The organism is Candidatus Palibaumannia cicadellinicola (genome assembly GCF_001269425.1).
Lineage (GTDB): Bacteria > Pseudomonadota > Gammaproteobacteria > Enterobacterales > Enterobacteriaceae > Baumannia > Baumannia cicadellinicola_A.
Genome location: NZ_CP011787.1, coordinates 377,447 through 401,468, shown reverse-complemented (window position 1 = coordinate 401,468; position 24,022 = coordinate 377,447). Strand labels below are relative to the sequence as shown.

General features: G+C 34.1%; 20 protein-coding genes, 1 tRNA gene and 1 pseudogene. 17 read left to right on the top strand and 5 right to left on the bottom strand.

The window, feature by feature from the left end:
* Positions 1-303: 303 nt before the first annotated feature.
* Positions 304-1,950, bottom strand: a pseudogene (gene rne, locus AB162_RS01860) (ribonuclease E); the annotation flags it as partial.
* Positions 1,951-2,414: 464 nt separating this feature from the next.
* Between rne and rluC the strand changes: the two are divergent.
* The 15 genes from rluC to lolE all read left to right on the top strand — a co-directional run bounded on the left by rluC (position 2,415) and on the right by lolE (position 15,258).
* Entirely contained in the window at positions 2,415-3,386 is a 972-nt protein-coding gene (gene rluC / locus AB162_RS01855) for a 23S rRNA pseudouridine(955/2504/2580) synthase RluC (RefSeq protein ID WP_053097000.1), read from the top strand.
* 258 nt (positions 3,387-3,644) lie between these two features.
* The gene (gene rpmF / locus AB162_RS01850) at positions 3,645-3,815 is read left to right on the top strand and encodes a 50S ribosomal protein L32 (RefSeq protein WP_053096998.1); all 171 of its coding nucleotides are present in this window, start codon (positions 3,645-3,647) and stop codon (positions 3,813-3,815) included.
* Positions 3,816-3,841: 26 nt separating this feature from the next.
* A complete protein-coding gene (plsX, locus tag AB162_RS01845; protein WP_053096996.1) occupies positions 3,842-4,858 on the top strand; it encodes a phosphate acyltransferase PlsX in 1,017 nt (338 codons plus the stop codon).
* Between the two features lie 10 nt (positions 4,859-4,868).
* Complete coding sequence (locus tag AB162_RS01840; RefSeq protein WP_053096994.1) at positions 4,869-5,825, top strand: beta-ketoacyl-ACP synthase III; 957 nt, start codon at positions 4,869-4,871, stop codon at positions 5,823-5,825.
* 14 nt (positions 5,826-5,839) lie between these two features.
* On the top strand, positions 5,840-6,790 hold the full coding sequence (gene fabD, locus AB162_RS01835) for an ACP S-malonyltransferase (protein ID WP_053096992.1): 951 nt from the start codon (positions 5,840-5,842) through the stop codon (positions 6,788-6,790).
* On the top strand, positions 6,787-7,521 hold the full coding sequence (gene fabG, locus AB162_RS01830; protein ID WP_053096990.1) for a 3-oxoacyl-ACP reductase FabG: 735 nt from the start codon (positions 6,787-6,789) through the stop codon (positions 7,519-7,521). Before fabD ends, fabG begins: the two co-directional genes overlap by 4 nt.
* A 159-nt stretch (positions 7,522-7,680) precedes the next feature.
* Positions 7,681-7,926, top strand: coding sequence for an acyl carrier protein (acpP, locus tag AB162_RS01825; protein WP_053097390.1), 246 nt, complete (start codon positions 7,681-7,683; stop codon positions 7,924-7,926).
* A gap of 657 nt (positions 7,927-8,583) precedes the next feature.
* Positions 8,584-9,225 carry a dTMP kinase gene (tmk, locus tag AB162_RS01820; protein ID WP_053096989.1) on the top strand — a complete coding sequence of 214 codons (642 nt, stop codon included), beginning with the start codon at positions 8,584-8,586 and terminating at the stop codon, positions 9,223-9,225.
* Between the two features lie 16 nt (positions 9,226-9,241).
* Entirely contained in the window at positions 9,242-10,246 is a 1,005-nt protein-coding gene (locus tag AB162_RS01815; RefSeq protein ID WP_053096987.1) for a DNA polymerase III subunit delta' C-terminal domain-containing protein, read from the top strand.
* A gap of 12 nt (positions 10,247-10,258) precedes the next feature.
* Positions 10,259-11,065: a YchF/TatD family DNA exonuclease gene (locus tag AB162_RS01810; protein WP_053096985.1), complete on the top strand. Its 807-nt coding sequence runs from the start codon at positions 10,259-10,261 to the stop codon at positions 11,063-11,065.
* Between the two features lie 55 nt (positions 11,066-11,120).
* Entirely contained in the window at positions 11,121-11,468 is a 348-nt protein-coding gene (locus AB162_RS01805; protein ID WP_053096983.1) for an HIT domain-containing protein, read from the top strand.
* A 17-nt stretch (positions 11,469-11,485) separates the two neighbouring features.
* On the top strand, positions 11,486-12,037 hold the full coding sequence (locus AB162_RS01800; RefSeq protein ID WP_082239278.1) for a penicillin-binding protein activator LpoB: 552 nt from the start codon (positions 11,486-11,488) through the stop codon (positions 12,035-12,037).
* A gap of 65 nt (positions 12,038-12,102) precedes the next feature.
* Positions 12,103-13,290: a lipoprotein-releasing ABC transporter permease subunit LolC gene (gene lolC, locus AB162_RS01795; protein WP_053096979.1), complete on the top strand. Its 1,188-nt coding sequence runs from the start codon at positions 12,103-12,105 to the stop codon at positions 13,288-13,290.
* Between the two features lie 2 nt (positions 13,291-13,292).
* Positions 13,293-13,997, top strand: coding sequence for a lipoprotein-releasing ABC transporter ATP-binding protein LolD (gene lolD, locus AB162_RS01790; RefSeq protein ID WP_053096977.1), 705 nt, complete (start codon positions 13,293-13,295; stop codon positions 13,995-13,997).
* Between the two features lie 7 nt (positions 13,998-14,004).
* Positions 14,005-15,258 carry a lipoprotein-releasing ABC transporter permease subunit LolE gene (gene lolE, locus AB162_RS01785; RefSeq protein ID WP_053096974.1) on the top strand — a complete coding sequence of 418 codons (1,254 nt, stop codon included), beginning with the start codon at positions 14,005-14,007 and terminating at the stop codon, positions 15,256-15,258.
* Positions 15,259-15,321: 63 nt separating this feature from the next.
* Here lolE and purB read toward each other — a convergent pair whose 3' ends face one another.
* The 4 genes from purB to AB162_RS01765 form a co-directional block, all read right to left on the bottom strand.
* Positions 15,322-16,698 carry an adenylosuccinate lyase gene (gene purB, locus AB162_RS01780; RefSeq protein ID WP_053096972.1) on the bottom strand — a complete coding sequence of 459 codons (1,377 nt, stop codon included), beginning with the start codon at positions 16,696-16,698 and terminating at the stop codon, positions 15,322-15,324.
* Between the two features lie 41 nt (positions 16,699-16,739).
* Positions 16,740-17,369, bottom strand: a complete 630-nt coding sequence (hflD, locus tag AB162_RS01775; RefSeq protein ID WP_053096970.1) for a high frequency lysogenization protein HflD — start codon at positions 17,367-17,369, stop codon at positions 16,740-16,742.
* Between the two features lie 42 nt (positions 17,370-17,411).
* Positions 17,412-18,512: a tRNA 2-thiouridine(34) synthase MnmA gene (gene mnmA, locus AB162_RS01770; RefSeq protein WP_053096969.1), complete on the bottom strand. Its 1,101-nt coding sequence runs from the start codon at positions 18,510-18,512 to the stop codon at positions 17,412-17,414.
* Positions 18,513-18,694: 182 nt separating this feature from the next.
* Positions 18,695-18,770, bottom strand: a tRNA-Asn gene (locus AB162_RS01765).
* A 180-nt stretch (positions 18,771-18,950) separates the two neighbouring features.
* On the opposite strand from AB162_RS01765, the gene fumC reads away from it, so the two are divergent.
* Together fumC and nifJ are read left to right on the top strand one after the other, a co-directional pair.
* Positions 18,951-20,348, top strand: a complete 1,398-nt coding sequence (gene fumC, locus AB162_RS01760; RefSeq protein ID WP_053096966.1) for a class II fumarate hydratase — start codon at positions 18,951-18,953, stop codon at positions 20,346-20,348.
* Positions 20,349-20,439: 91 nt separating this feature from the next.
* Positions 20,440-23,952, top strand: a complete 3,513-nt coding sequence (nifJ, locus tag AB162_RS01755; protein WP_053096964.1) for a pyruvate:ferredoxin (flavodoxin) oxidoreductase — start codon at positions 20,440-20,442, stop codon at positions 23,950-23,952.
* Positions 23,953-24,022 lie beyond the last annotated feature (70 nt).

Genomic DNA, 24,022 nt, shown 5'->3' with positions numbered 1-24,022 from the left:
ACTATCATCAAGTATTTTAGGTAATACTTGAATTTTTTGTTCAGTGTATTCTTCTTTTTTGTTTATTGTAGATTGGCTATTTGCCAAATACTGCTGCTTATTGCAAATGGTTGAGATAAATTTTTTTGACGTACTAATGAGTTCTTCTTTATTATTAGACGACACTTCCGACTCTGTTTTAATTAGCATACTATATTGTTGTGGATAACATTTATCTAATTTATTTGAAGCTATGACTAAAGATTTTAACCCGGCAATTAATCTAAAAAATAATTTAATCATTGACGCATAAATAACTGGTGTTTTTGCTATTTTGATTCTATTATCTGGACTAATTACATTAGTATTAGTCATAGCAGGTTGCTCATCACGTTTTCTTTCAGCGTTGATATCATCAATTTTATCTGCTTGATGCTGCATCTTTTCCGTACTGTATAGTTGCGGTAATAAATAGCTGAGTGTAGTTGCTTCTTCACCTTTACGTATCCTGATAACCACATAATTTGGAGTGTGCATTTGATCATTAGGAACAATAATTGCACGTACTCCACCTTTACGCTTCTCTATCGCATTAACTGCGGCACGCTTTTCATTAAGCAAATAAGAAGCAATAGGTACTGGTACGATAGCATGTACTTCATGAGTATTAGCTTTTAGTGTTTCTTCTTCTATGATACGTAGTATAGAAAGTGATAATGATTCATTATCACGTATGGTACCAGTACCACCGCATCTAGGACATAAATGATGGCTTGACTCACCTAATGATGAACTAATACGTTGGCGAGAAAGTTCCAATAAACCAAAACGTGATATGCGTCCTATCTGAATACGAGCACGATCTTTACGTACTGATTCACGCAAACAATTTTCTACTTCACGTTGATTACGTACTTGCGTCATATCAATAAAGTCTATTACTATTAAACCTCCTAGGTCTCGCAAACGTAACTGACGAGCAATTTCTTCAGCTGCTTCTATGTTAGTATTAAAGGCTGTTTCTTCAATATCTAAGCCACGGATTGAACGAGCTGAGTTAATATCTATGGCAGTTAACGCCTCCGTAGTATCAATGACTATTGATCCGCCAGAAGGTAAACGTACTTCACGTTGGAAAGCGGATTCAATCTGTGATTCTATCTGGTAGTAACTAAACAAAGGAATTTCACCACTGTATAGCTTTAGTTTACTAGTAAAGTCAGGACGACCAAGTAATGTAATATGTTCTTTAGCTAAATTTAAAAATTTAGGGTTATCTATCAGAATTTCACCAATATCTGGCCTGAGATAATCACGGAACGAACGTACTATTACATTGCTTTCCTGATAAATCAAAAATGGTGCTGGACGACTATCAGCTGCTTTTTTAATTGCCTGCCAGTGTTTAAGACGGAAAGATAGATCCCATTGTAATGCTTCTGCTGATTTACCAATACCTGCAGTACGAACTATTAGTCCCATACCTTCTGGTAGTTCTAGTAATGATAAAACCTCCTTTAGTTCATTACGATATTCACCCTCAATTCTTCTTGAAATTCCTCCTGCACGAGGGTTATTAGGCATCAAAACAAGATAGCTTCCAGCTAGACTAATAAATGTAGTAAGTGCCGCGCCTTTATTACCTCTTTCCTCTTTATCTACTTGTACAATAATTTCTTGACCTTCATGCAGTACGTCTTTAATGTTTAACCTATTATTACTAGAATAGTTAGGAGGAAAATATTCACTAGAAATTTCTTTAAAAGGCAGAAAACCATGACGATCAGCACCATGATCTACAAAAGCTGCTTCAAGACTTTGTTCAATACGGGTAATGATACCCTTGTATATATTTGCTTTTTTCTGTTCATGTCCCCAGCTTTCAATAGCTAGGTCATACAATTTCTGGCCATCTACTAAGGCTACGCGTAACTCTTCTTGTTGAGTGGCATTTATTAACATTCTTTTCATTATCAATTACTCATGTTTAGCATTAGAGTGGTAGGCAACAAAGAACTGCATAGCCGTGTCATAACCTACCTACTACTTATTTATAAGTTATAAGCATTATTTGGGTAGTATGTGTTTTATAAAACAGGAAAAATCTATCAGTATGATTCGTATCATTAAATGAGAGATAATTGCTTTTGATTGTTTACCAGCTAAGTAGTAATTAATTTGCCGATAGCTAGGCTATAAATGATTAACAATTACGTATTACGCTATTGCTGCGTTTCGGTTTTATCAAGTAAGCTAAACCTAGTTTCATACGCACACGTATAAACGTGTAAGTAAATACATTATTTCATTGCTGACACATATATAGCAAGACGACTTTGTTAAATGTCATTGATCGTATTAGGTAAATACGAACTTAAAGTGCAATACTTAACCTAATATAGTTAGGAACATAATAAATAAAGGTAATAAATACTATGGTTTTACCATATCGATCTAAACAAGCACCTAATTATCAGGTAAATATTATTAACATATCTACACATGAAGCTGGTCAAAGAATAGATAATTTTTTGCTTCATAAACTAAAAGGAGTACCTAAAAGCCTTATTTATCGTATTATTCGTAAAGGAGAAGTACGAATAAACAAAAAAAGAATAAAACCTAAATTTAAATTAAACATTGGTGATCAACTACGCATACCACCAGTACTTCAAAATAATAATCAGCATATTTCTCCTAAACTTGAAAAAGTAGCTGCTTTAAAAGAAGCTATTATTTATGAAGATAATTATATTTTAATATTAAATAAACCAGCAGGAACTCCAGTACATAGCGGATGTAAATTGAGCTTTGGTATCATAGAAGGACTACGTGCATTATGGCCTAACAATTATTTCCTAGAACTTATACATCGACTAGATAGAAATACCTCTGGTATTTTACTTGTAGCAAAAAAACGTTCAGTTTTACGTATGATGCATGAGCAATTAAGAATGAACAGTATCAAAAAATATTATTTGGCACTGGTACGTGGTCAGTGGCCGTCTACTACTACAGTAGTAGATGCACCATTGATGAAGACAAGTGTATCTAGTGGGAAACGCCTAGTACAGGTTAACAGCAATGGTAAATTGTCAAAGACTTTTTTTAAAGTAGAAGAAAGATTCACACTAGCAACTCTAGTTAGAGCAAGTCCAGTTACCGGGCGTACCCACCAAATTCGTGTACATAGTCAGTATGCAGGTCATCCTATTGCTTTTGATAATTATTATGGTGATAATATTTTTGATAATAAATTAAAAAACAGTGGCCTAAATAGGATTTTCTTACATGCTGTATCGCTTAGTTTTAAACACCCTGCTAGCGGTAAAATATTACATATTGAAGCTCCTTTAGATAACTCATTACTTCAATGTATACGTTATCTACGTACCTATCATAAATAATCAATATGTTAAAATTTATTAATATAATTCAATTAAGCTATTTATGTACGTACCGTACCTAGCCTAGCTATACATTAATCAGTTAATAAATGAAAGAAGCGCCTTATTGTAGGATAGTTTTATATATATAATATATAGTATTTATGCTTATATAAGTCTATTATTACTAGAATAACTTTAAAAAAGTTCTGTAAAAAATTTACATATTTGATAATTGTTATCAAACAAATTGTAGTTTTTTATAAAGGAGTTAGGTATATGGCTGTACAACAAAATAAACCTACCCGTTCTAAACGGGGTATGCGACGCGCTCATGATGCACTTACAATAACTACTACATCAGTAGATAAAACTTCTGGTGAAATTCACCTGCGTCATCACATTACTACTAATGGTTTCTACCGAGGTGGTAAAGTGATAACTAGGTAAATCATAAATAAATAAAGGTAAATACCTTGAGAGGTATAACCCTAGCACTAGATGCTATGGGTGGTGATTTCGGTCCTGATGTAATAGTGCCAGCAGCTTTACAGGCACTGAGATATTATCCACAACTTGAGCTTTTGCTTGTTGGCAAGCCTGCAGCAATTACTAATTATTTAGTCAAATATAATTCTATATCCAATGATAGAATATCAATAGTTCCAACTAAATATATTATAAATAGTGAAGCAAAACCATCACAAGCAATACTATCTAGTCAAGGGACATCAATGCGTGTTGCTCTTGAGTTAATTAAGGTAGGACGAGCTCATGCTTGTGTAAGTGCAGGTAATACTGGTGCACTAATGGGTTTAGCAAAATTAGTTTTAACACCTATCGCTGGCATTCACAGGCCTGCATTAATGGTTATATTACCCCATCAAAACAATGGTAAAACAGTAGTACTTGATATAGGAGCAAATATCAAGTGTAACGCTATGATGTTAGTGCAGTTCGCAATTATTGGTGAAGTAATAGCGAAGCAAATTATTGGAGTAGTAAATGTTCCAAGGGTTGCGTTATTAAATATTGGCGCAGAAAATACTAAAGGCTTTGGGAATATTCACCAGGCTGCAAAAATATTAAGTAATATTTCTTCAATTAATTATATTGGTTATCTTGAAGCTAATGAATTATTAACTGGAAAAACAGATATAATTGTATGTGAAGGTTTTGTTGGCAACGTTACACTAAAGACAATGGAAGGGGTCATAAGATTTTTTCTTTCATTAATTAAATCTTCAGATGATAGCGTTCAGCATAATTTCAGTATGAATACAAATATAGTTTGTAACTTTAGTTACATGAATCCAGACAAATATAATGGTGCTTATTTAGTAGGTTTATGTGGCACAGTAATTAAGAGCCACGGAGCAGCAAATCAGCAAGCTTTTACCACAGCAATTACACAGGCAGTAAAAGCAGTAGAGAGACAAATTTCTAAAAAAATAGCGTCACGTTTGGCTGAATGCTGGATTACTACAGAGTGATTTAGTACAAATGTATACAAAAATCCTAGGCACGGGAAGCTATCTCCCTGCGCAAATTAGGTCTAATGCTGACCTAGAACACATGGTAGATACATCAAATGAATGGATTGTTACTCGTACTGGTATACGCGAACGCCGCATTGCTAATGCACATGAAACTGTATTTCGTATGGGATATTATGCAGCTGAACAAGCACTGAGTATGGCTGGCATAGCAGCAGAACAAGTGGGGATGATAATAGTAGCGACTACCTCATCAAGTCATGCTTTTCCTAGTTCAGCATGTCAAATTCAAAGAGAATTAGGTATTACAGACTGTGTGTCTTTTGATTTAGCTGCGGCTTGTGCTGGATTTGCTTATGCCCTAAGCGTTGTCGATCAATATGTTAAAAATGGTGCTATTAAGCATGCACTAGTTATTGGTGCTGATGTTCTTAGTAAGAAGCTAGCTCCTAATGATCGAGGAACATTAATTTTGTTTGGTGATGGCGCAGGTGCAGTTCTGTTAGGTGGTTCAGCAAAGCCTGGAATAATTTCCACTCATTTGCATGCTGATGGAAGTTATGGAGATCTGTTAACCCTACCTTATAACAACAATAGCTTAAATTATACTGCAGATTCTTATCTTAAAATGTCTGGTAATGAAGTATTTAAGGTGGCGGTTACTAAGTTATCACATGTTGCTGATGAAACCCTAAAAATCAATAATTTATCTCACGAAGATATTGACTGGTTAGTACCTCATCAGGCTAACCTACGGATTATTTATGCAACAGCAAAAAAACTAGGGATGAAAATGAATAAAGTAATAGTTACCTTGGATAGACATGGAAATACTTCTGCTGCTTCTGTACCGTTAGCGCTCGATGAAGGAGTACGTGATGGTAGGATAAAAACAGGACAATTAGTTTTACTAGAAGCGTTTGGTGGCGGTTTTACCTGGGGTTCCGCTCTACTACGTTTTTAATAAGGAAAAGAATAGTGAATAAATTTGCTATGGTATTTCCAGGACAGGGTTCTCAAAAAGTTGGGATGCTAGCTGAAATAGCAGCATACTATCCTGAAGAAGTTAAAAAAATTTTTAACCAAGCTTCGATTGTGCTAAATTATGATTTATTAAAGCTAGTAGAACATGGTCCTGCTGAAGAACTTAATAAAACTTGGCATACACAGCCAGCATTATTAACAATGTCGGTATTGATATGGCGTATATGGCAAAAACTTGGCGGAATTATGCCAATGTTTATGGCAGGTCATAGTTTGGGTGAATATTCAGCATTAGTATGTGCTGGAGTATTAGATTTTACTTCTGCAGTCAAATTAGTAGCTATACGTGGTAAGTTAATGCAGAAAGCCGTTCCTGCTGGCATCGGCGCAATGTCTGCGATTATTGGTATCGATCATGCTACTATTGCAGCTGCTTGTTCACTGGCAGCGCAGGGACAAATAGTTTCTCTAGCAAATTTTAACACTCCGAATCAAGTGGTCATTACTGGCCATAAAGAAGCTGTTGAACGTGCTAGTATTATCTGTAAAGCTCATGGTGCTAAAATGACGCATAGGCTTATAGTCAGCGTCCCATCACACTGTATATTGATGAAACCTGCTGCAAAGCAGTTAGCAAAAGTACTGAACAATATAAATTTTTCAATTCCAAAGGTGCCGGTAGTACATAATGTTGATGTATGTATTTCTAATGATCCAAATATAATTCGTAAGGCGCTAGTACGTCAACTATATAGCCCGGTACGCTGGACAGAAACTATTGAGTACCTGTCTGCACAAGATATTAACACTGTACTTGAAATAGGACCTAGCAAAGTACTTACTGGATTTACTAAACAAATTAGTAATAGACTGTATTGTGCTGCAGTTAATAACAATACTTCATTATCTATGTTAATTAACAAGATAACTAGGGTAACACAATGAATTTAAAAAATAAAATTGCTTTAGTTACCGGCGCTAGCCGTGGTATTGGTAGAGCTATTGCAGAAAAATTAGTAGCTCAGCAAGCAGTAGTAGTAGGGACTTCTACTAGCGAAAATGGAGCATATAATATTAGTACCTATTTAGGTACTAGTGGTAAGGGTATGAAACTGAATGTTTCAGACCTAGTATCTATCGATGCTTTTTTCAAAAAAATGCGTACAGAATTTGGGGATGCTGATATTTTAGTAAACAATGCAGGTATCACACGTGATAATCTTCTTATTAGGATGCAAGAAGAAGAATGGCAGTATGTTTTAGATACTAATCTAACTTCAGTATTCCGTATGTCTAAAGCTGTAATAAGATCGATGCTGAAAAAAAATTACGGCAGAATTATTACTATAGGTTCTGTGATAGGATCTATAGGTAATTTAGGACAAGCGAATTACGCAGCTGCTAAGGCAGGATTAATTGGATTAAGTAAATCGCTGGCTCATGAAGTAGCATCTAGAGGTATTACAATAAATGTAGTAGCACCAGGTGTTATTAAAACAGATATGACAGAAGTATTAACAGATGAAAATCTGTGTAGAATTTTAGATAAAATTCCAGCTAATCGTTTTGGTTATCCGAAAGAAATAGCAAGTGCAGTAGCTTTTTTAGCATCTGATGAGGCTGCATATATTACCGGGGAAACGATACATGTCAATGGAGGCATGTATATGCTATAAAAATAATAAAATTATAGTTTGCGTTATTTACTATAAATAACGCAAAATAGTATTCAAAATTAGTAATACTCAGCCTGTATTTTAGTGGTATAGTTTTATATGACTAAAAGACAAAAACCATCGCGAAAGCGATTTTTTTTTGATAGGAAATTTAAAAGTATGAGCACTATCGAAGAACGAGTTAAGGTAATAATCGCTGAACAATTGGGAGTGAAGAAAGAAGAAGTAGTGAATCATGCTTCTTTCGTTGATGATCTAGGCGCTGATTCTCTTGACACTGTCGAGCTAGTAATGGCGCTGGAAGAAGAGTTTAATACTGAAATTCCAGACGAAGAAGCGGAAAAAATTACTACTGTTCAAGCAGCAATTGATTTTATTCAAGCAAGCCAATCGGTAATAAGTTAGTGAAATTAGGCGGTCAAGTATATGCAAGTATATGATCGCCTATATAATTATATAACTAACTTTATAATATCATAAAGGTATCATTTTTTAATATGAGTTAGCTATGAAGTTATGTTATAGATAAACTGCCAACCTAATTATCAATTACAGGTTATTTCATTAAATGCTAACTGCTGCTACCTTTTTATATTTATAGTTAGTTAGTATCATATGTTGCTGCACTATAGGCTGCTAATAGGCGAGCTTATACTATAGTCGTATTATTATCTAACAACGTTACATCCCAACACCAAAACATTATGCATGCAATGATAAACTTATTATTTCGATCGCTATGGTTGCGATTAAGCGCTAAAAGTCAATATCAATATAGTATAACTTGATTTAATAATAGATACTAACCTAAGCAGGTGTGATGCTTAGGTTAGTATTATTTAGCTATATAAATTACAAACAATTTGCGCCAGATACGCTGCTAAAGCAAGCTTATTATCTTAATACTGGATTAAAAACAAGTAATTTAATTATAATCAACTAAAGTTAATACCTATTATAATACAAATATTTAGGTTAATAATATATTATTATGCATTAACTATTCATCATACTTTTAATACTTTATATTAAGTAAAGACTAATGAATATAAGTAAATACTAATGAATAATAGTAGATTTATTGTTGTTGAAGGTCTAGAAGGGGCGGGTAAAACCTGCGCTATTAAGCAAGTAATTACTACTTTACGTAGCTATGGTATTACTGACGTAGTGGTTACTCGTGAGCCAGGTGGTACTCCATTAGCGGAAAAATTACGAAAAATAATAATAGACTCCGCAGAAGATGATGTTATTACTGAATATACAGAGCTTTTGTTATTATATGCTGCCCGTGTTCAATTAGTAGAAAGTGTTATTAAACCAGCTTTAAAGCGAGGTTACTGGGTAGTAAGCGATAGACACGATCTTTCATCCCAAGCTTACCAAGGCGGAGGTCGTGGTATAAATAAAAAATTATTAAAAACTATACGTGATGCGGTTTTAGGTAATTTTTATCCAGATTTTACTATTTATCTAGATTTACCTCCTACTAAAAGTAGAGATAGAGTACTAATGCGAGGATCAAAAATAGACCGAATTGAAGCTGAATCACTATTATTTTTTCAACGTACACGTGCACGTTACCAGGAATTAGTTGCAGATAATCCTAGTATTGTTACTATTGATGCCAAACAACCATTGGAGCAGTGCAGTGCTGCGATTCACGACCATATAGTGCAATGGCTTAGCTCAAACTCACAGTAAAGGTAAATCACTATCTATGATAATATACCCTTGGCTAGAATCTACTTACCTAAACATTTTAAACATTTACCAACAGGGTAAGGGATATGCGATATTAATATCTAGTCCACCAGGTAACGGCAAGGCATCTTTATTTAAAGTTATTATTCGTTGGTTAATGTGTAGTATTAAGCCAAAGTCAATGAAATATTGTGGTCAGTGCAATAGCTGCCAGTTAATGAATACAGGTAATCACCCAGATTATTATTATCTCAATATAAAAAAAGAAAGAAATAGTATTGGAGTAGATATAATACGCATGTTGATAGAGAAATTATATTCTCACGCGTACCAAGATGGAGCTAAGTTAATATGGCTAGCGCATATAGAATTATTAACTAAGCAAGGAATGAATGCACTACTAAAAATTATTGAGGAACCGCCAGATAATACTTATTTTCTACTTGGGTGTAGAGATTATGCATGTATTTTACCAACTTTATTAAGCCGCTGTATTTACTGGCAGTTACCTTTACCGATAGAATCTATGGGGTTAAGTTGGCTACATCAGCAGAATAATGATACTTATCCTATATTAGCAGCACGCACAGCGCTACGTTTATGTGGTGGTGCTCCTTTAGCTGCGCAATATTTATTAAATTCAGCATACTGGGAACAGAGAATAGAATTATGCAGCACGATTAGCAAAGTTTTACATAGTGGTAAGTTTTTAACTTTGCTACCTTTAATTGATGTTAATGATGATGCACCGCTAAATTGGTTACTAACTATATTAGTTGATGCGCTGAAACTACAGCAAAGTTCGCAAGATTTTTTAGTTAATTTAGATCAATCTGCTTTAATTAACGCTATAGCTAAGCGTTGGACTACTATTTATCTACATGATAAAGTACAACAATTGCTATATTGCAGAAAAAAGTTGTCAGATATTAAAGGTATTAATCGCCAATTACTACTTGCACATAGATTATTAAATTGGGAATTGGAGATTAGTAAGTACACTTATAACAATAATATATAAATAAGAGCAGTTATGTTTTTAATTGATTCCCATTGTCATATTGATAAATTAAATTACCATAATTTACACAATGATGTCCAAGATGTCATGCACAAAGCTAGGATGCGTGATGTTAGGTTAATTTTATCGGTGTGTACCATGCTATCTAATTTTGATAGGATAACATCCTTAATTGGTAATCGTAATGATATTCTTTATTCCTGTGGTATTCATCCATTGAATATTGATGTACCACCATATGATTTATTAGCACTACGTACTAGAGCAGCTAGAAATGATGTAGTAGCAATTGGTGAAACTGGACTAGATTATTATCATCAGCAGGATAATAAAAAGCAGCAACAAAATTTTTTCCGTGAACATATACGTATTAGTAAAGAGTATAATAAACCTCTGATTGTGCATACCCGTAGCGCAAGCAACGATACTATCGATATTTTACGTAAAGAAAAAGCTGATAGTGGAGTATTACATTCTTTTACTGATGATATTAATACTGCTAAAGTAGCACTAGATATAGGCTTTTATATCTCTTTTTCTGGTATTATCACATTTCGTAATGCTGATATACTACGTGATACAGCTAGATTTATTCCTATGGACCGTATCTTAATTGAAACAGACTCCCCATATTTAGCACCAGTTCCTTATCGTGGTAAGGAAAATCAACCAGCTTATTTACGTGATATAGCAGAATATATAGCAACGCTAAAAGGAGTTAAATTAGAAAAATTAGCTATGGTGACTACAGAAAATTTCTGTCAACTATTTCACTTAGACACTGAAATGACAATTAAACACTTTAATAAAACAAGTTAATTAGTAAATATTTAAATTTTTTAAACTTCATATTGGAACTTAATTTAATATTAATATGAAAACAATAAATATTTTTAGTAAAATTATTAGTAGGGAGATTTTGGCTGATATTATATATCAGGATAATCTAGTTACTGCTTTTCGTGATATCAGTCCCCAAGCCCCTATTCATATTATTATCGTTACTAACAAGTGTATCCCAACAGTAAATGATGTTACAATTCAAGATGAAATTATATTAGGGAGAATGATTGTAGTAGCTGCAAAAATAGCTAAAAAAGAGAGCATAAGTGATCATGGGTACCGCTTAATTATTAATTGTAACAATCATGGGGGACAAGAAATTTATCATCTCCATATGCATTTGCTTGGAGGTAGACAACTAGGTCCGTTAATAACCTAACTATAATAACTAAAATTATGAACAATAGCTGGTTTTTTATTATGCTACTAACTACGGTATCATTACTAACATATGGTCATCAAAAAAATAAATTTTTTTCTAATTTGCCAACTAATGAGCTAGTTCAAATGCCACCTAAGTTTAAGTACATTAACTGGGAAGCAAGTCTTTCTCCATTAGTAAATAATATGATGTTAGTTGATGGTATTAGGAAAAATAGTTTGCTACTAGTTAATACTATTAAAAATAATACTAATGGTAGCCTCAAGTCTGGCCAAGCTACTACTATGTTAAGAAGCTTAATTGCTGCTGCTAATAGCGAAAAATTTACTCTAATCAGAGTAGATACTATTAAAAGTGCGCGCATTAATTTAGGACTTTCTTACGAAGATAGTTTAGAATCACGTAGTAAAGCAATAGCATTGGCTAGATATCTGAAAGCACAATATGTGCTATATAGCACAGCTAATGGGGATATTAAAAAACCAGAACTAGATATGCAGTTAATGCTAGTAAATACTGGAGAGATTGTCTGGGATGGTAAGGGTATTATTATATATTCAAAATAAATTTTTGAACAATATTAAGCGGTTATATATTTATTGATCAATAACAGAAAAAAACTAATGTAATAATGTATCAGCCAATCGCATTATATATTGGCCTGCGCTATATGCGTGGGAATGGATCAGATAAATACGGTAATTTTGTTTTCTGGCTTTCCACTATCGGAATTACGCTAGGAGTCATTGCGTTAGTTACTGTGTTGTCGGTAATGAATGGTTTCGCACGAGAACTAGAAATTAATATTCTTGGCTTTGTTCCTCAGGCTATGCTAACTAACAGCAAAGGTTCTTTAGAACCTAAAGAACTTTCTCTATTAAGCATTAATAAACTTAAAGGTATTAAAAATGTTGCACCTTTAACTACTGGGGATGTAGTCTTACAAAGTAACACAGGTTTAGCGGTTGGCGTAATACTTGGTATTAATAATTCTGATCCAGAACCATTAAAAAACTATTTAGTTGATACCAATATTAATACACTTACCCCAGGTAAGTATAAGGTAATTCTTGGTGAAAAATTAGCTAGTCAGCTTGGTGTTAAATGTCGTGATAAAATACGCTTAATAGTTCCTTCTATTAGTCAATTTACACCAATTGGTCGTATGCCGAGCCAACGCTTATTCACTGTAGCTGGTACATATGCTGCTAATAGCGAGGTAGATTACTATCAACTATTAGTTAATCAACAAGATGCATCGCGTCTTATGCGTTATCCATCTGGTTATGTCACTGGCTGGCGACTATGGTTGCAGCAACCTATGCTTGTCGATAAGCTTAGTAAGCAGAATTTACCAGATGGATTAGTTTGGAAAGATTGGCGTGAGCGTAAAAGCGAACTATTCCAAGCAGTGCGTATGGAGAAAAATATTATGGGATTACTTATGAGCCTGATTATCGCTGTTGCTGCATTTAATATTCTAACTTCTCTATGCTTATTAGTAATTGATAAACAACGCGAGGTAGCTATTTTAACAACACAGGGATTAACTCGTAGTAAAATTATGCTTTTATTTATGGTTCAAGGTACTAGCTATGGAATTATTGGAGCATTATTTGGTATTATTATTAGCATAATTTTGGTAACTAAACTTCATATGTTAGTTTTCTTTGATAACATAATTTTTCCTTTTGAAATAGATAAATTACAGATTACTATAATTGCTTTACTTGCTATAGTAGTGGCATGGTTATCTACTATTTACCCTTCTTGGTATGCCGGAACTAGGAATGCTATTGATGCTTTGCGTTATGAATAATCATGAATAAAATCCCATTATTACAATGTACTCAGCTTAGTAAGAGTTATAAAGAAGGTCAGCTATATACTAATGTGTTGCTGAACGTTAATTTAACTATACAACCAGGTGAGATGATAGCAATAATGGGTCGCTCTGGTTCTGGTAAAAGTACGCTGTTACATATTCTTGGAGGTTTAGATACACCAACTTCTGGTGAAGTAATGTTTGAAGGTCAGCTTATGAATAAACTAAGCGAAGCTGCGCGCGCTAAAATACGTAATAGCCGACTTGGTTTTATTTATCAATTCCACCATTTATTATCAGATTTTACTGCTCTAGAAAATGTAGCAATGCCTAAAATGATAGGAGGAGCTAAAGCAAAATTAGCAAAAACTGTAGCACTGGAAATGCTAGCAATGGTAGGACTAGAAAAACGCAGCGCTCATAGACCTGCTGAGTTATCTGGCGGTGAGAGACAGCGAGTAGCTATTGCACGTGCATTAGTTAATTACCCATCGCTTGTTCTTGCTGATGAGCCTACTGGCAATCTAGACAAAAGTAACGCAGATAGTATTTTTAATATAATTAAATCAATAAATATGCAACATGGTACTACTTTTATAGTAGTAACGCATGATTTACGATTAGCTAATAGCTTAAACCGAAAACTTCAGATAAGTGAAGGAATTGTGCTGCAACAAAGTATAAAATTTAGCTCTAATTAATAATTAAATGAGTATCATACCTTTATCATTACAGATTGCGCTACGTTTTAACCTTAGAATGCGTGGTGGGATGGTATCTATTATTTCTATAATATCTACCATCGGGATATCTATTGGTGTAATGGTACTAATTATTGTTCTTAGTGCGATGAATGGTTTTGAACGTGAATTAAATCAGCGTATACTTGCTGTTGTAGCACATGGACAAATTGAACCAGTAAATCCTCCTCCATTCTTAGAATGGCATAAATTGATAAAGCGCATAGAAAAATTGCCAGGAATAGTAGCAGCTACACCTTATATTAATTTCACAAGTCTAGTAGAACACGATGAAAAACAACAGATTCTTCAAATTAAAGGGGTAGATCCAGCACAGGAAATACGACTAAGCGCGCTACCGTACTTTGTAAAAAACCAAGCTTGGCATAATTTTATGGCCGACAAGCAACAGATTATTATTGGTCAAGGTGTTGCTGACAATCTAAAAGTTAAACTAGGTGACTGGCTAAATATTCTAATTTCAAATAGAAATATAGATAAAAATATAACACAGTTGCAATATAAGCGTATTAATTTACAAGTAATTGGTATCTTTTCGTTAAGTAGCCAGATAGATAATAACTTTGCAATGATACCATTAATAGATGCCCAGCATTATTTAAATACAGGTAAAAATATTGATGGTATTGCTATAAAAGTAACAGATATTTTTAATGCTAATAAACTAGTACTAGCAGCTGCCAAAGTTACTGATCGCTATGTTTTTCTAAGTAGTTGGATGGATACTTATGGTGACATGTATAAAGATATTAAAATGATACGCTCTATCATTTATCTAGCTATGATGTTAGTGATATTGGTAGCTTGCTTTAATATAGTATCTACTTTAGTTATGGCAGTAAAAGATAAATACGCAGATATTGCTATATTACGTACTTTAGGAGCTAAAGACTCTTTAGCTTATGGTATTTTTCTATGGTATGGTTTATTAGTTGGTATTTATGGCTGCATTATAGGTGCCATATCAGGCGCCATAATTGCTGTAAATTTAACAAAACTAGTTAAAATGATAGAGAACTTATTAGGTTATTCGCTATTGTCTAGCAACATTTATTTTATTAATTTTCTACCAACTGAATTACATTTGCAGGATATACTTATTGTTATAAGTACTGCTATACTGCTTAGTTTACTAGCTAGTTGGTATCCAGCGCAGCGAGCAAGCAGTATTGATCCAGTACACATTCTAAATAAGAAATAATTATTTCATACTACTACGCTATTTGTAGTATATGTATGTTTATGACTAGACTACTATTACTGACTATGCGATAGTTAAATAGTTAACTAACTTAGCAGCAAGACCAGTATAATTAGCAGGTGTCATAGCTTTTAGTCTAATTTTTACCTCATTAGGTAATGATAAATTATCTATAAAATCTTTTATTTCAATTGCAGAAATTTTCTTACCGTAAGTAAGAGCATGAAGTTTTTCGTAAGGTTTATTGATCCCGTAACGACGCATAACAGTCTGAATAGGCTCTGCTAGGACTGCCCAATTTAAATTTAATTCTTCTAATATGTAGTCTTCATTTACCTCTAGTTTACTCATTCCTGTTAAAGTTGCATTATAAGCAATAAGGCAATAACTTATACTAACACCTAAATTACGTAATACTGTAGAATTAGTCAAATCTCGCTGCCAGCGAGATATGGGTAACTTACTAGCTAAATAGTTCATATTTGCATTAGCAAGACCTAAATTACCTTCTGAGTTCTCAAAATCAATTGGGTTAACTTTATGTGGCATAGTTGATGAACCTATTTCTCCTACTATAGTTTTTTGCTTGAAATAGTTAAGAGAAATATAGCCCCATATGTCACGGTTGAAATCTATAAGGATAGTATTAAAGCGTGCTACACAGTTTAGCAATTCTGCAATATAGTCATTAGGTTCAATTTGGGTAGTATAGGGATTCCAATTAAGACCAAGATCGGTAACAAACTCTTCACTGAAGCTATGCCAGTTTACTTCTGGATAAGCTACTATATGGGCATTATAGTTACCTACTGAGCCATTAATTTTACCAAGTATTTCAATTGTTTTTAGCTGATTTAACTGTCGTACCATACGATAGGCAAAGTTAGCCATCTCTTTACCTATAGTAGATGGGGAAGCAGGCTGACCATGAGTACGCGATAGCAGTGGGATATTTTGATAATTAGTAGCAAAATTATATATTATATTAATTATTTTAATCCACATTGGTAATAATACTTCTTTGCGTACTTTCGTGATCATAAGTGCATAAGCAAGATTATTGATATCCTCAGAAGTACAGGCAAAATGTATAAATTCTATCGCTGATAGTAAAGTAGGTAATTCTACCATTTTTTCTTTTAGAAAATATTCAACTGCTTTTACGTCATGTTTAGTAGTACGTTCAATAGTTTTGATACGCTCAGCATCTTCTATACTGAAATTATTTACTATTGCGTTTAAATAATTATTTGTTTTATAGTCAAATGGTGGCAATTCTTTAATATCAGTGCAAGATGATAGTTTTTGTAACCATAGTACTTCAACCTGTACGCGAAATTTAAGTAAACCAAATTCACTAAATATAAAACGCAAAGCTTTTACAGTTTCATTATAGCGACCATCAATAGGAGAAATAGCTGTTAAAGAAGATAAATCCATTTTTTGCAATTCCTAAAAAAATAATAAATAAGGGTTAAGGGTTAACATTGTAACAGTAGCTGTTTAGTCTGCGCGAACAAATGATTACGGCTAAACATTAACTGTAGTCTACCACCTCCTACTTGTTGCCACAAAACAGCGGAACGGATACCAGCTAGTAGTACCGCACGTACTTTATTCTGAATGTGACTATTTTTTAAAATTGTAGGGGTACCAGTAACTTTAATACGTAAACCTAATGGACTGATTACCTCCATATAAATATCAGAAATAGCACTAACTACAGTTTCTGATAAAATATCAAAATTTAGTATTTTTTGTTCAAGCTCACTGATGTAAAGACTTAGCTTATTCTTTGCTTGAATATTACAATGTAATTTTCTTTCTAAGACTATTAAACCAAGAGTATAACGAGCTAATTCTGCGCTTAGCTCTTCTCTTGTAGAAAGAGAAAGGACTTTTTGTAGCGTCTCTAATCCTATCTTTAAATTAACTAATGCATCGCTGTAAACTGACAGTACTGATGAAGGATGCCGATCAAGTATGCTATGTAATAAAATTCGCAACTGGTGTTCATCGCACTTACTATAGTATGCTAGTTGCTGCACCAATCTGGCACTCTGACATACTCCGGCTAATGCTAGCGTTATATCAACATAATTTTTCGCCAAAATCACTCCGGGTTAAATATGTAAGCAATACAAAAATAATTATTAACTTCGAGCTTGAATAACACCTCCACCTAGGCAAATATCTGCTAGATATAATACTACTGACTGTCCGGGTGTAACTGCTGCTACCGGATAATCAAAAATAACTAGTAACATATCATCGTCAACCATAGGTTCCACCAAACAACCTATATCAGGCTGGCGATAACGAGTTTTTGCTGTGCAACGCAGCGGTTTAGTCAAAGAGATACGACGATCTACCCAGTGTATTTTATAGGCTATAAGGCTAGTAGCCATTTGCCGTGGATGTTCGTGTCCTTGGGCAACAATAAGAACATTTTGTTTGATATTTTTATCTACCACATACCAAGGATCATTACTACTACTATTACGAGTTCCACCTATACCTAGACCTTTACGTTGACCTAACGTAAAATAAATTAAGCCTGGATGATAACCTATTTGTTTACCATCCACTGTTACTATTACTCCTGGTTTAGGAGTAATATATTTACTTAGTAAATCACGTAACTTACGTTTGCCAATAAAACATATCCCGGTAGAGTCTTTTTTAGCAGTAGTGGCTAATCCAAATTGTGCAGCTATAGCTCTTACTTGAACTTTATTAAGTTCTCCTACTGGAAATAAGCACTGTGCAATTTCTTTATATCCTAGAGTATAAAGAAAATAACTTTGATCTTTTTTTTCATCTTTTCCGCGTAATAAAAGGCTTTTCCCTTTAATTTTTTTACTTCTAACATAGTGTCCAGTAGCAATGTAATCAGCAGATAAATTTTTTGTTGCAAAATATAGAAAAACATTAAATTTAATCTCTTTATTACATAAAATATCTGGATTAGGAGTCCGTCCAGCGCGATATTCAGCTAAAAATAATTCAAATACTTTATCCCAGTATTCAGCAGCAAAGTTAACTGCATGCAGAATAATACCTAATTGATCACATACTGTCTGAGCATCATAAAGATCCTTAGCAATAGTACAATATTTATTATTATCGTCTTCTTCCCAATTTTTCATGAATAGTCCTTCAACTTGATAACCTTGTTGCTGCAACAACAAAGCAGACACTGAAGAATCCACACCCCCTGACATTCCCACGATAACTTTTTGTTTTTTATTCATATGATATAAAATAAATAGGTATAGGTATCTAATTCGGTTAATTTATGCAGCGCAGTACTTTATTAAAAATATATAATTCATGATTTTATTACTATGATATTATGATATATAGATCTTTATTCAGTATAATAGATATTATATAGATTAGGTACTAGATAATTTTATGTTTAGCTAATATTAGCTGGCTCCTCTGACTGGACTCGAACCAGTGACATACGGATTAACAGTCCGCCGTTCTACCAACTGAACTACAGAGGAATTTTATAATTATTTTAATACTATACTATAGCACATAGTATAGTAAAGATAAATACTTAAATAGCACGCTTCATCTATTTATTGTATTGAAATATTTAAGGTTTAAACTAATAAAAAAAGTTTTCACTGTATGCTGTGTTATCCTTCTAATATTTAGATATAAGAGAAAATATTATTAGTATGAACGATAAACGTATAGAAAAAGATTCAATGGGGATGATTGAGGTACCTGCAGACAAACTTTGGGGAGCGCAAACTCAACGTTCACTAGAGTATTTTACTATTTCTAACGAAAAAATGCCTATAGAACTTATCAATGCGTTAGCACAAATTAAACGTGCTACTGCAGTTGTCAATAATCAGCTTCAATTACTAGACGAACAACTTGCCAATGCTATTATTAAGGCTACTGACGAAGTGCTAGCAGGGAAGCATACTAATGAATTCCCTTTAGTAATTTGGCAAACAGGCTCTGGCACTCATAGTAATATGAATATGAATGAAGTACTAGCAAACCGTGCTAGCGAGCTGTTAGGTGGTAGGCGTGGTGAATCACGGCTGATTCATCCAAATGATGATATTAACAAAAGCCAAAGTTCTAACGATGTATTTCCTACCGCAATGCATATTGCGGCAGTAGTTGCAATTTACGAATATTTAATTCCACAAATCACACAACTAAAAACTACTTTTAGTAATAAGTCAGTAGACTTTAGCAACATTATAAAAATTGGTAGGACGCATTTACAGGATGCAATACCTCTTTCCCTTGGTCAGGAAATTTCTGGTTGGGTGAATATGTTGGAGCACAGTATAGAACATATAGAGAACATTACTCCACATCTATACGAACTAGCGCTAGGCGGGACTGCCGTCGGCACTGGTATAAATACCCATCCTGAGTATGCGGTACGTGTCGCTAAAGTTATCGCTGATTTAACAGGTTACCCATTTATTACTGCACCTAATAAGTTTGAAGCTTTAGCTACATGCGACGCTTTAGTGCACGCACATGGAGCATTAAAAGGCTTAGCGGTATCTATGATGAAAATAGCTAACGACGTACGTTGGCTTGCTTCTGGACCACGTTGTGGTATCGGAGAAATAAATATACCAGAAAACGAACCAGGTAGTTCAATTATGCCAGGAAAAGTCAATCCTACACAGTGCGAAGCTATCACTATGTTGTGTTGTCAGGTTATTGGTAATGATACTGCTATTAATATAGGTGGAGCATCTGGTAACTTCGAGCTTAATGTTTACCGTCCGATGGTGATATATAACTTTTTGCAGTCAGTACGACTATTAGCTGATGGAATTAATAGTTTTAATCAACATTGTGCAGTAGGTATAGAACCTAACGAAGATCGCATTGAAGAATTATTAAACAAGTCACTGATGTTAGTTACGGTGTTAACTAAGCACATTGGTTATGATAAAGCAGCAGAAATTGCAAAAAAAGCGCATAGAGAAAAACTAAATTTAAAAACGGCAGCACTAACATTAGGTTATGTTTCCGAGCAACAATTTGATAAATGGATTCAACCAAACAATATGATTAATAATTTCATATTATAATTAATATTGTATTATTAATCAATAAATTAGCACTATTATGCTTGGCTTGGGCTTGTTGCTAGCTAGTTAATCTTATTATGAAAGGTAAATTATGATCACCACCGATGGAAATAATGCTGTAGCTTCGGTAGCCTATAGAATAAATGAAGTTATTGCCATTTACCCTATTACTCCTAGTTCTACTATGGCTGAGCAGGTAAATACCTGGTATGAGTTAGGAAAAAAAAATATTTGGGGGGATATTCCTAGAGTAGTAGAAATGCAATCAGAGGCAGGAGCTATTGCTACAGTACATGGTTCGCTACAGACAGGCGCTCTAGCTACTTCATTTACATCATCTCAAGGATTATTATTAATGATCCCGACGCTATATAAACTAGCAGGACAGTTGATACCATTTGTACTGCATGTTGCTGCCCGTACTGTAGCGACACATGCTTTATCTATTTTTGGGGATCATTCAGATGTGATGGCAGTACGTCAGACCGGTTGCGCTATGTTATGTGCAAGTAGCGTACAGGAAGCACAGGATTTTGCTTTGATAGCTCAAATAGCTAGCTTAAATAGTCGTCTACCGTTTATCCACTTTTTTGACGGTTTTCGCACATCGCATGAAATTAATAAAATAAATCCTATATTAGATGAGACCATCAAGACTATACTTCCCCAAGCGGCTATTGAGGCACATCGTAGTAGAGCATTAACTCCAGATAATCCGGTACTTCGTGGCACTTCTGCTAATCCTGATACTTATTTCCAAGCTAGGGAAGCTACCAATCCTTGGTATCATCAAGCTTATGATCATGTTCAGCAAGCAATGAAAAAATTTCATATAGCTACTGGTCGTAAATATCAGCCATTTGAATATTACGGTCATCCTAAGGCAGAAAGACTAATTATAATTATGGGTTCTGCTATTGGTACTTGCGAAGAAGTAATTGATTTTTTAATAAACCGCTGTGAAAAAGTAGGGATGATTAAAGTTAGGCTATTCCGTCCTTTTTCTGCTATGCATTTACTAGCTGTTATCCCATCAACAATTAAGGCAGTAGCCGTATTAGATAGAACTAAAGAACCTGGCTCCTTAGCAGAACCTTTATATCTAGATGTTATTACTGCACTAGCAGAAGCCTATAATTTTGGAAAACGAAACAATCTGCCGCTTACTATTGGTGGGCGCTATGGCTTAGCTTCAAAAGAATTCGATCCTCCTTGCGTATTAGCTATTTTTAAAGAACTTACACTTATACGTCCAAGACAAAGATTTACTGTTGGAATTTTTGATGATATTACCCAACTATCACTATCACGATTAGAAGATAATATCTTTCCACGCAAAGCTAAATTAGAAGCAATGTTTTATGGCATTGGTAGCGATGGTTCAGTATCTGCTACAAAAAATAATATTAACATTATTGGTAATAATACATCGTTTTTTACACAAGGTTATTTTGTCTACGATTCTAAAAAAGCAGGTAGCTTAACAGTGTCTCATTTAAGAATTAGCGACAAACCTATCAATTCAGCTTATCTAATTAGTAATGCAGACTATATTGGTTGCAACCAATATAATTTTATACATAAATATGATATAGTAAGCAAATTAAGATATGGAGGTATCTTTCTTCTTAATACTCATTATCCAAAAGATGAGATATGGATTATGTTACCGCAGGAAGTACAGTCACGACTTATTCATCGCAAAGCCTCTTTATATATTATAAATGCAACAAAAATTGCTAGCCAATATAAACTTGGTGCACGAATTAATACTATTATGCAAATGGCGTTTTTTAAATTAACTGGTATTTTAACTTTAGATAAAGTGAAAAAAATTTTGCCAGAGGTAGTAGCACAAAGTTATCGTAATAAAGGAAAAGAATTAGTTGAGTCTAATTTACAAGCTTTGAAAGCCGCATGTAACGCACTTTGTCACGTTCCTTTAGGTACTAATATAAATGAATATAGTCCTAGACTAGAACCTATTATTTCTAATGCGGCACCTAATTTCGTTAAAACTGTCACAGCTGTTATGTTAGCTGGTCTTGGCGATACTTTACCAGTTTCTGCCTTCCCAAAAGACGGGACTTGGCCAATCGGTACCTCACGCTGGGAAAAACGTAATATTGCTGAACAAATTCCACTATGGCAGTCTGATATTTGTACACAATGTAATCATTGTGTAGCTGCCTGTCCTCACGCTGCTATCCGTGCTAAGGTAGTAGCACTAGAAGCATTAGATGGAGCTCCGATCAGCTTACAATCAGCAGATATCAAAACACGTCATCTACGTGGAAAAAAATATTTGCTACAAGTTGCACCGGAGGATTGTACTGGTTGTCGTCTGTGCGTTGAAGTATGTCCGGCTAAGGATCATAAAAATAAAGATAAAAAAGCTATTAATATGGTTTCTCGCCTGAAGCATCTTAAAGAAGAAAAAGTTAATTATGATTTTTTTCTTAAATTACCTGAGATTGATACAAAAAATATAGAACATCTTGATATTAGGATGTCGCAATTTATCACTCCTTTATTTGAATATTCTGGTGCGTGCTCAGGTTGCGGGGAAACCCCTTATATAAAAATATTAACCCAGCTTTACGGCGATAGACTGCTGATTGCTAATGCTACTGGTTGCTCATCTATTTATGGTGGTAATTTACCAACAACACCTTATACTACTAATGTAGATGGTAGAGGTCCAGCATGGGCTAACTCATTATTTGAAGATAATGCTGAATTCGGTCTTGGCTTCCGTTTAACAATAGATCAGCATCGCAAAAGGGTATTACGATTACTAACAACCCAGTATGCAAAACTACCTAAATTATTAATAGATGGTTTACTTAGTTCTGAAGTAACGATACATGAACGTCGTAAGCAAATTATTGAATTACGTAGTTTACTGGCTAACAATAATAATGAACATTCACTAGAATTATCTAACTACGCAGATTATTTAGTTGATAAATCTATATGGCTTATAGGTGGTGATGGATGGGCTTATGACATTGGCTTTGGGGGGTTAGATCACGTTATGAGTATGACTGAGAACATTAATGTTCTGGTATTAGATACCCAGTGTTACTCTAATACTGGTGGTCATCAGTCTAAAGCGACGCCGTTAGGCGCAGTAACTAAGTTTTGTGAACATGGCAAGGATAAAGCAAATAAAGATCTAGGTATTAGTATGATGATGTATGGTCATATTTATGTGGCGCAAATTTCTATTGGTGCTAAGATGAATCATGCAGTAAAAACTATCCAAGAAGCAGAATCTTATCCAGGACCGTCTTTGATAATCGCTTACAGTCCATGTGAGGCACATGGATATGATCTTGCGCTAAGTCATAATCAAATGAAAAAACTAACCGCTACAGGTTTATGGCCTCTCTATCGATACGATCCAAGACGGAACAATGAAGGTCAATTACCACTTGTGCTAGACTCCAGCATGCCTACTACTAGTAATTTATCAACAACATTGTTTAATGAGCAGCGTTTTCGCTCTAATAAATTACAAACATTATGCGCAACGTTAGAAAAAAAATTGAAGCAAAAACATAACTTATTAGAGTTAATAGCTGGTATAAAACATAAATAAATTTACATATAAATCATATAAATTATGTATGTTTATTTTAACCTAATTTATTAGTATTTTACCTGTATGT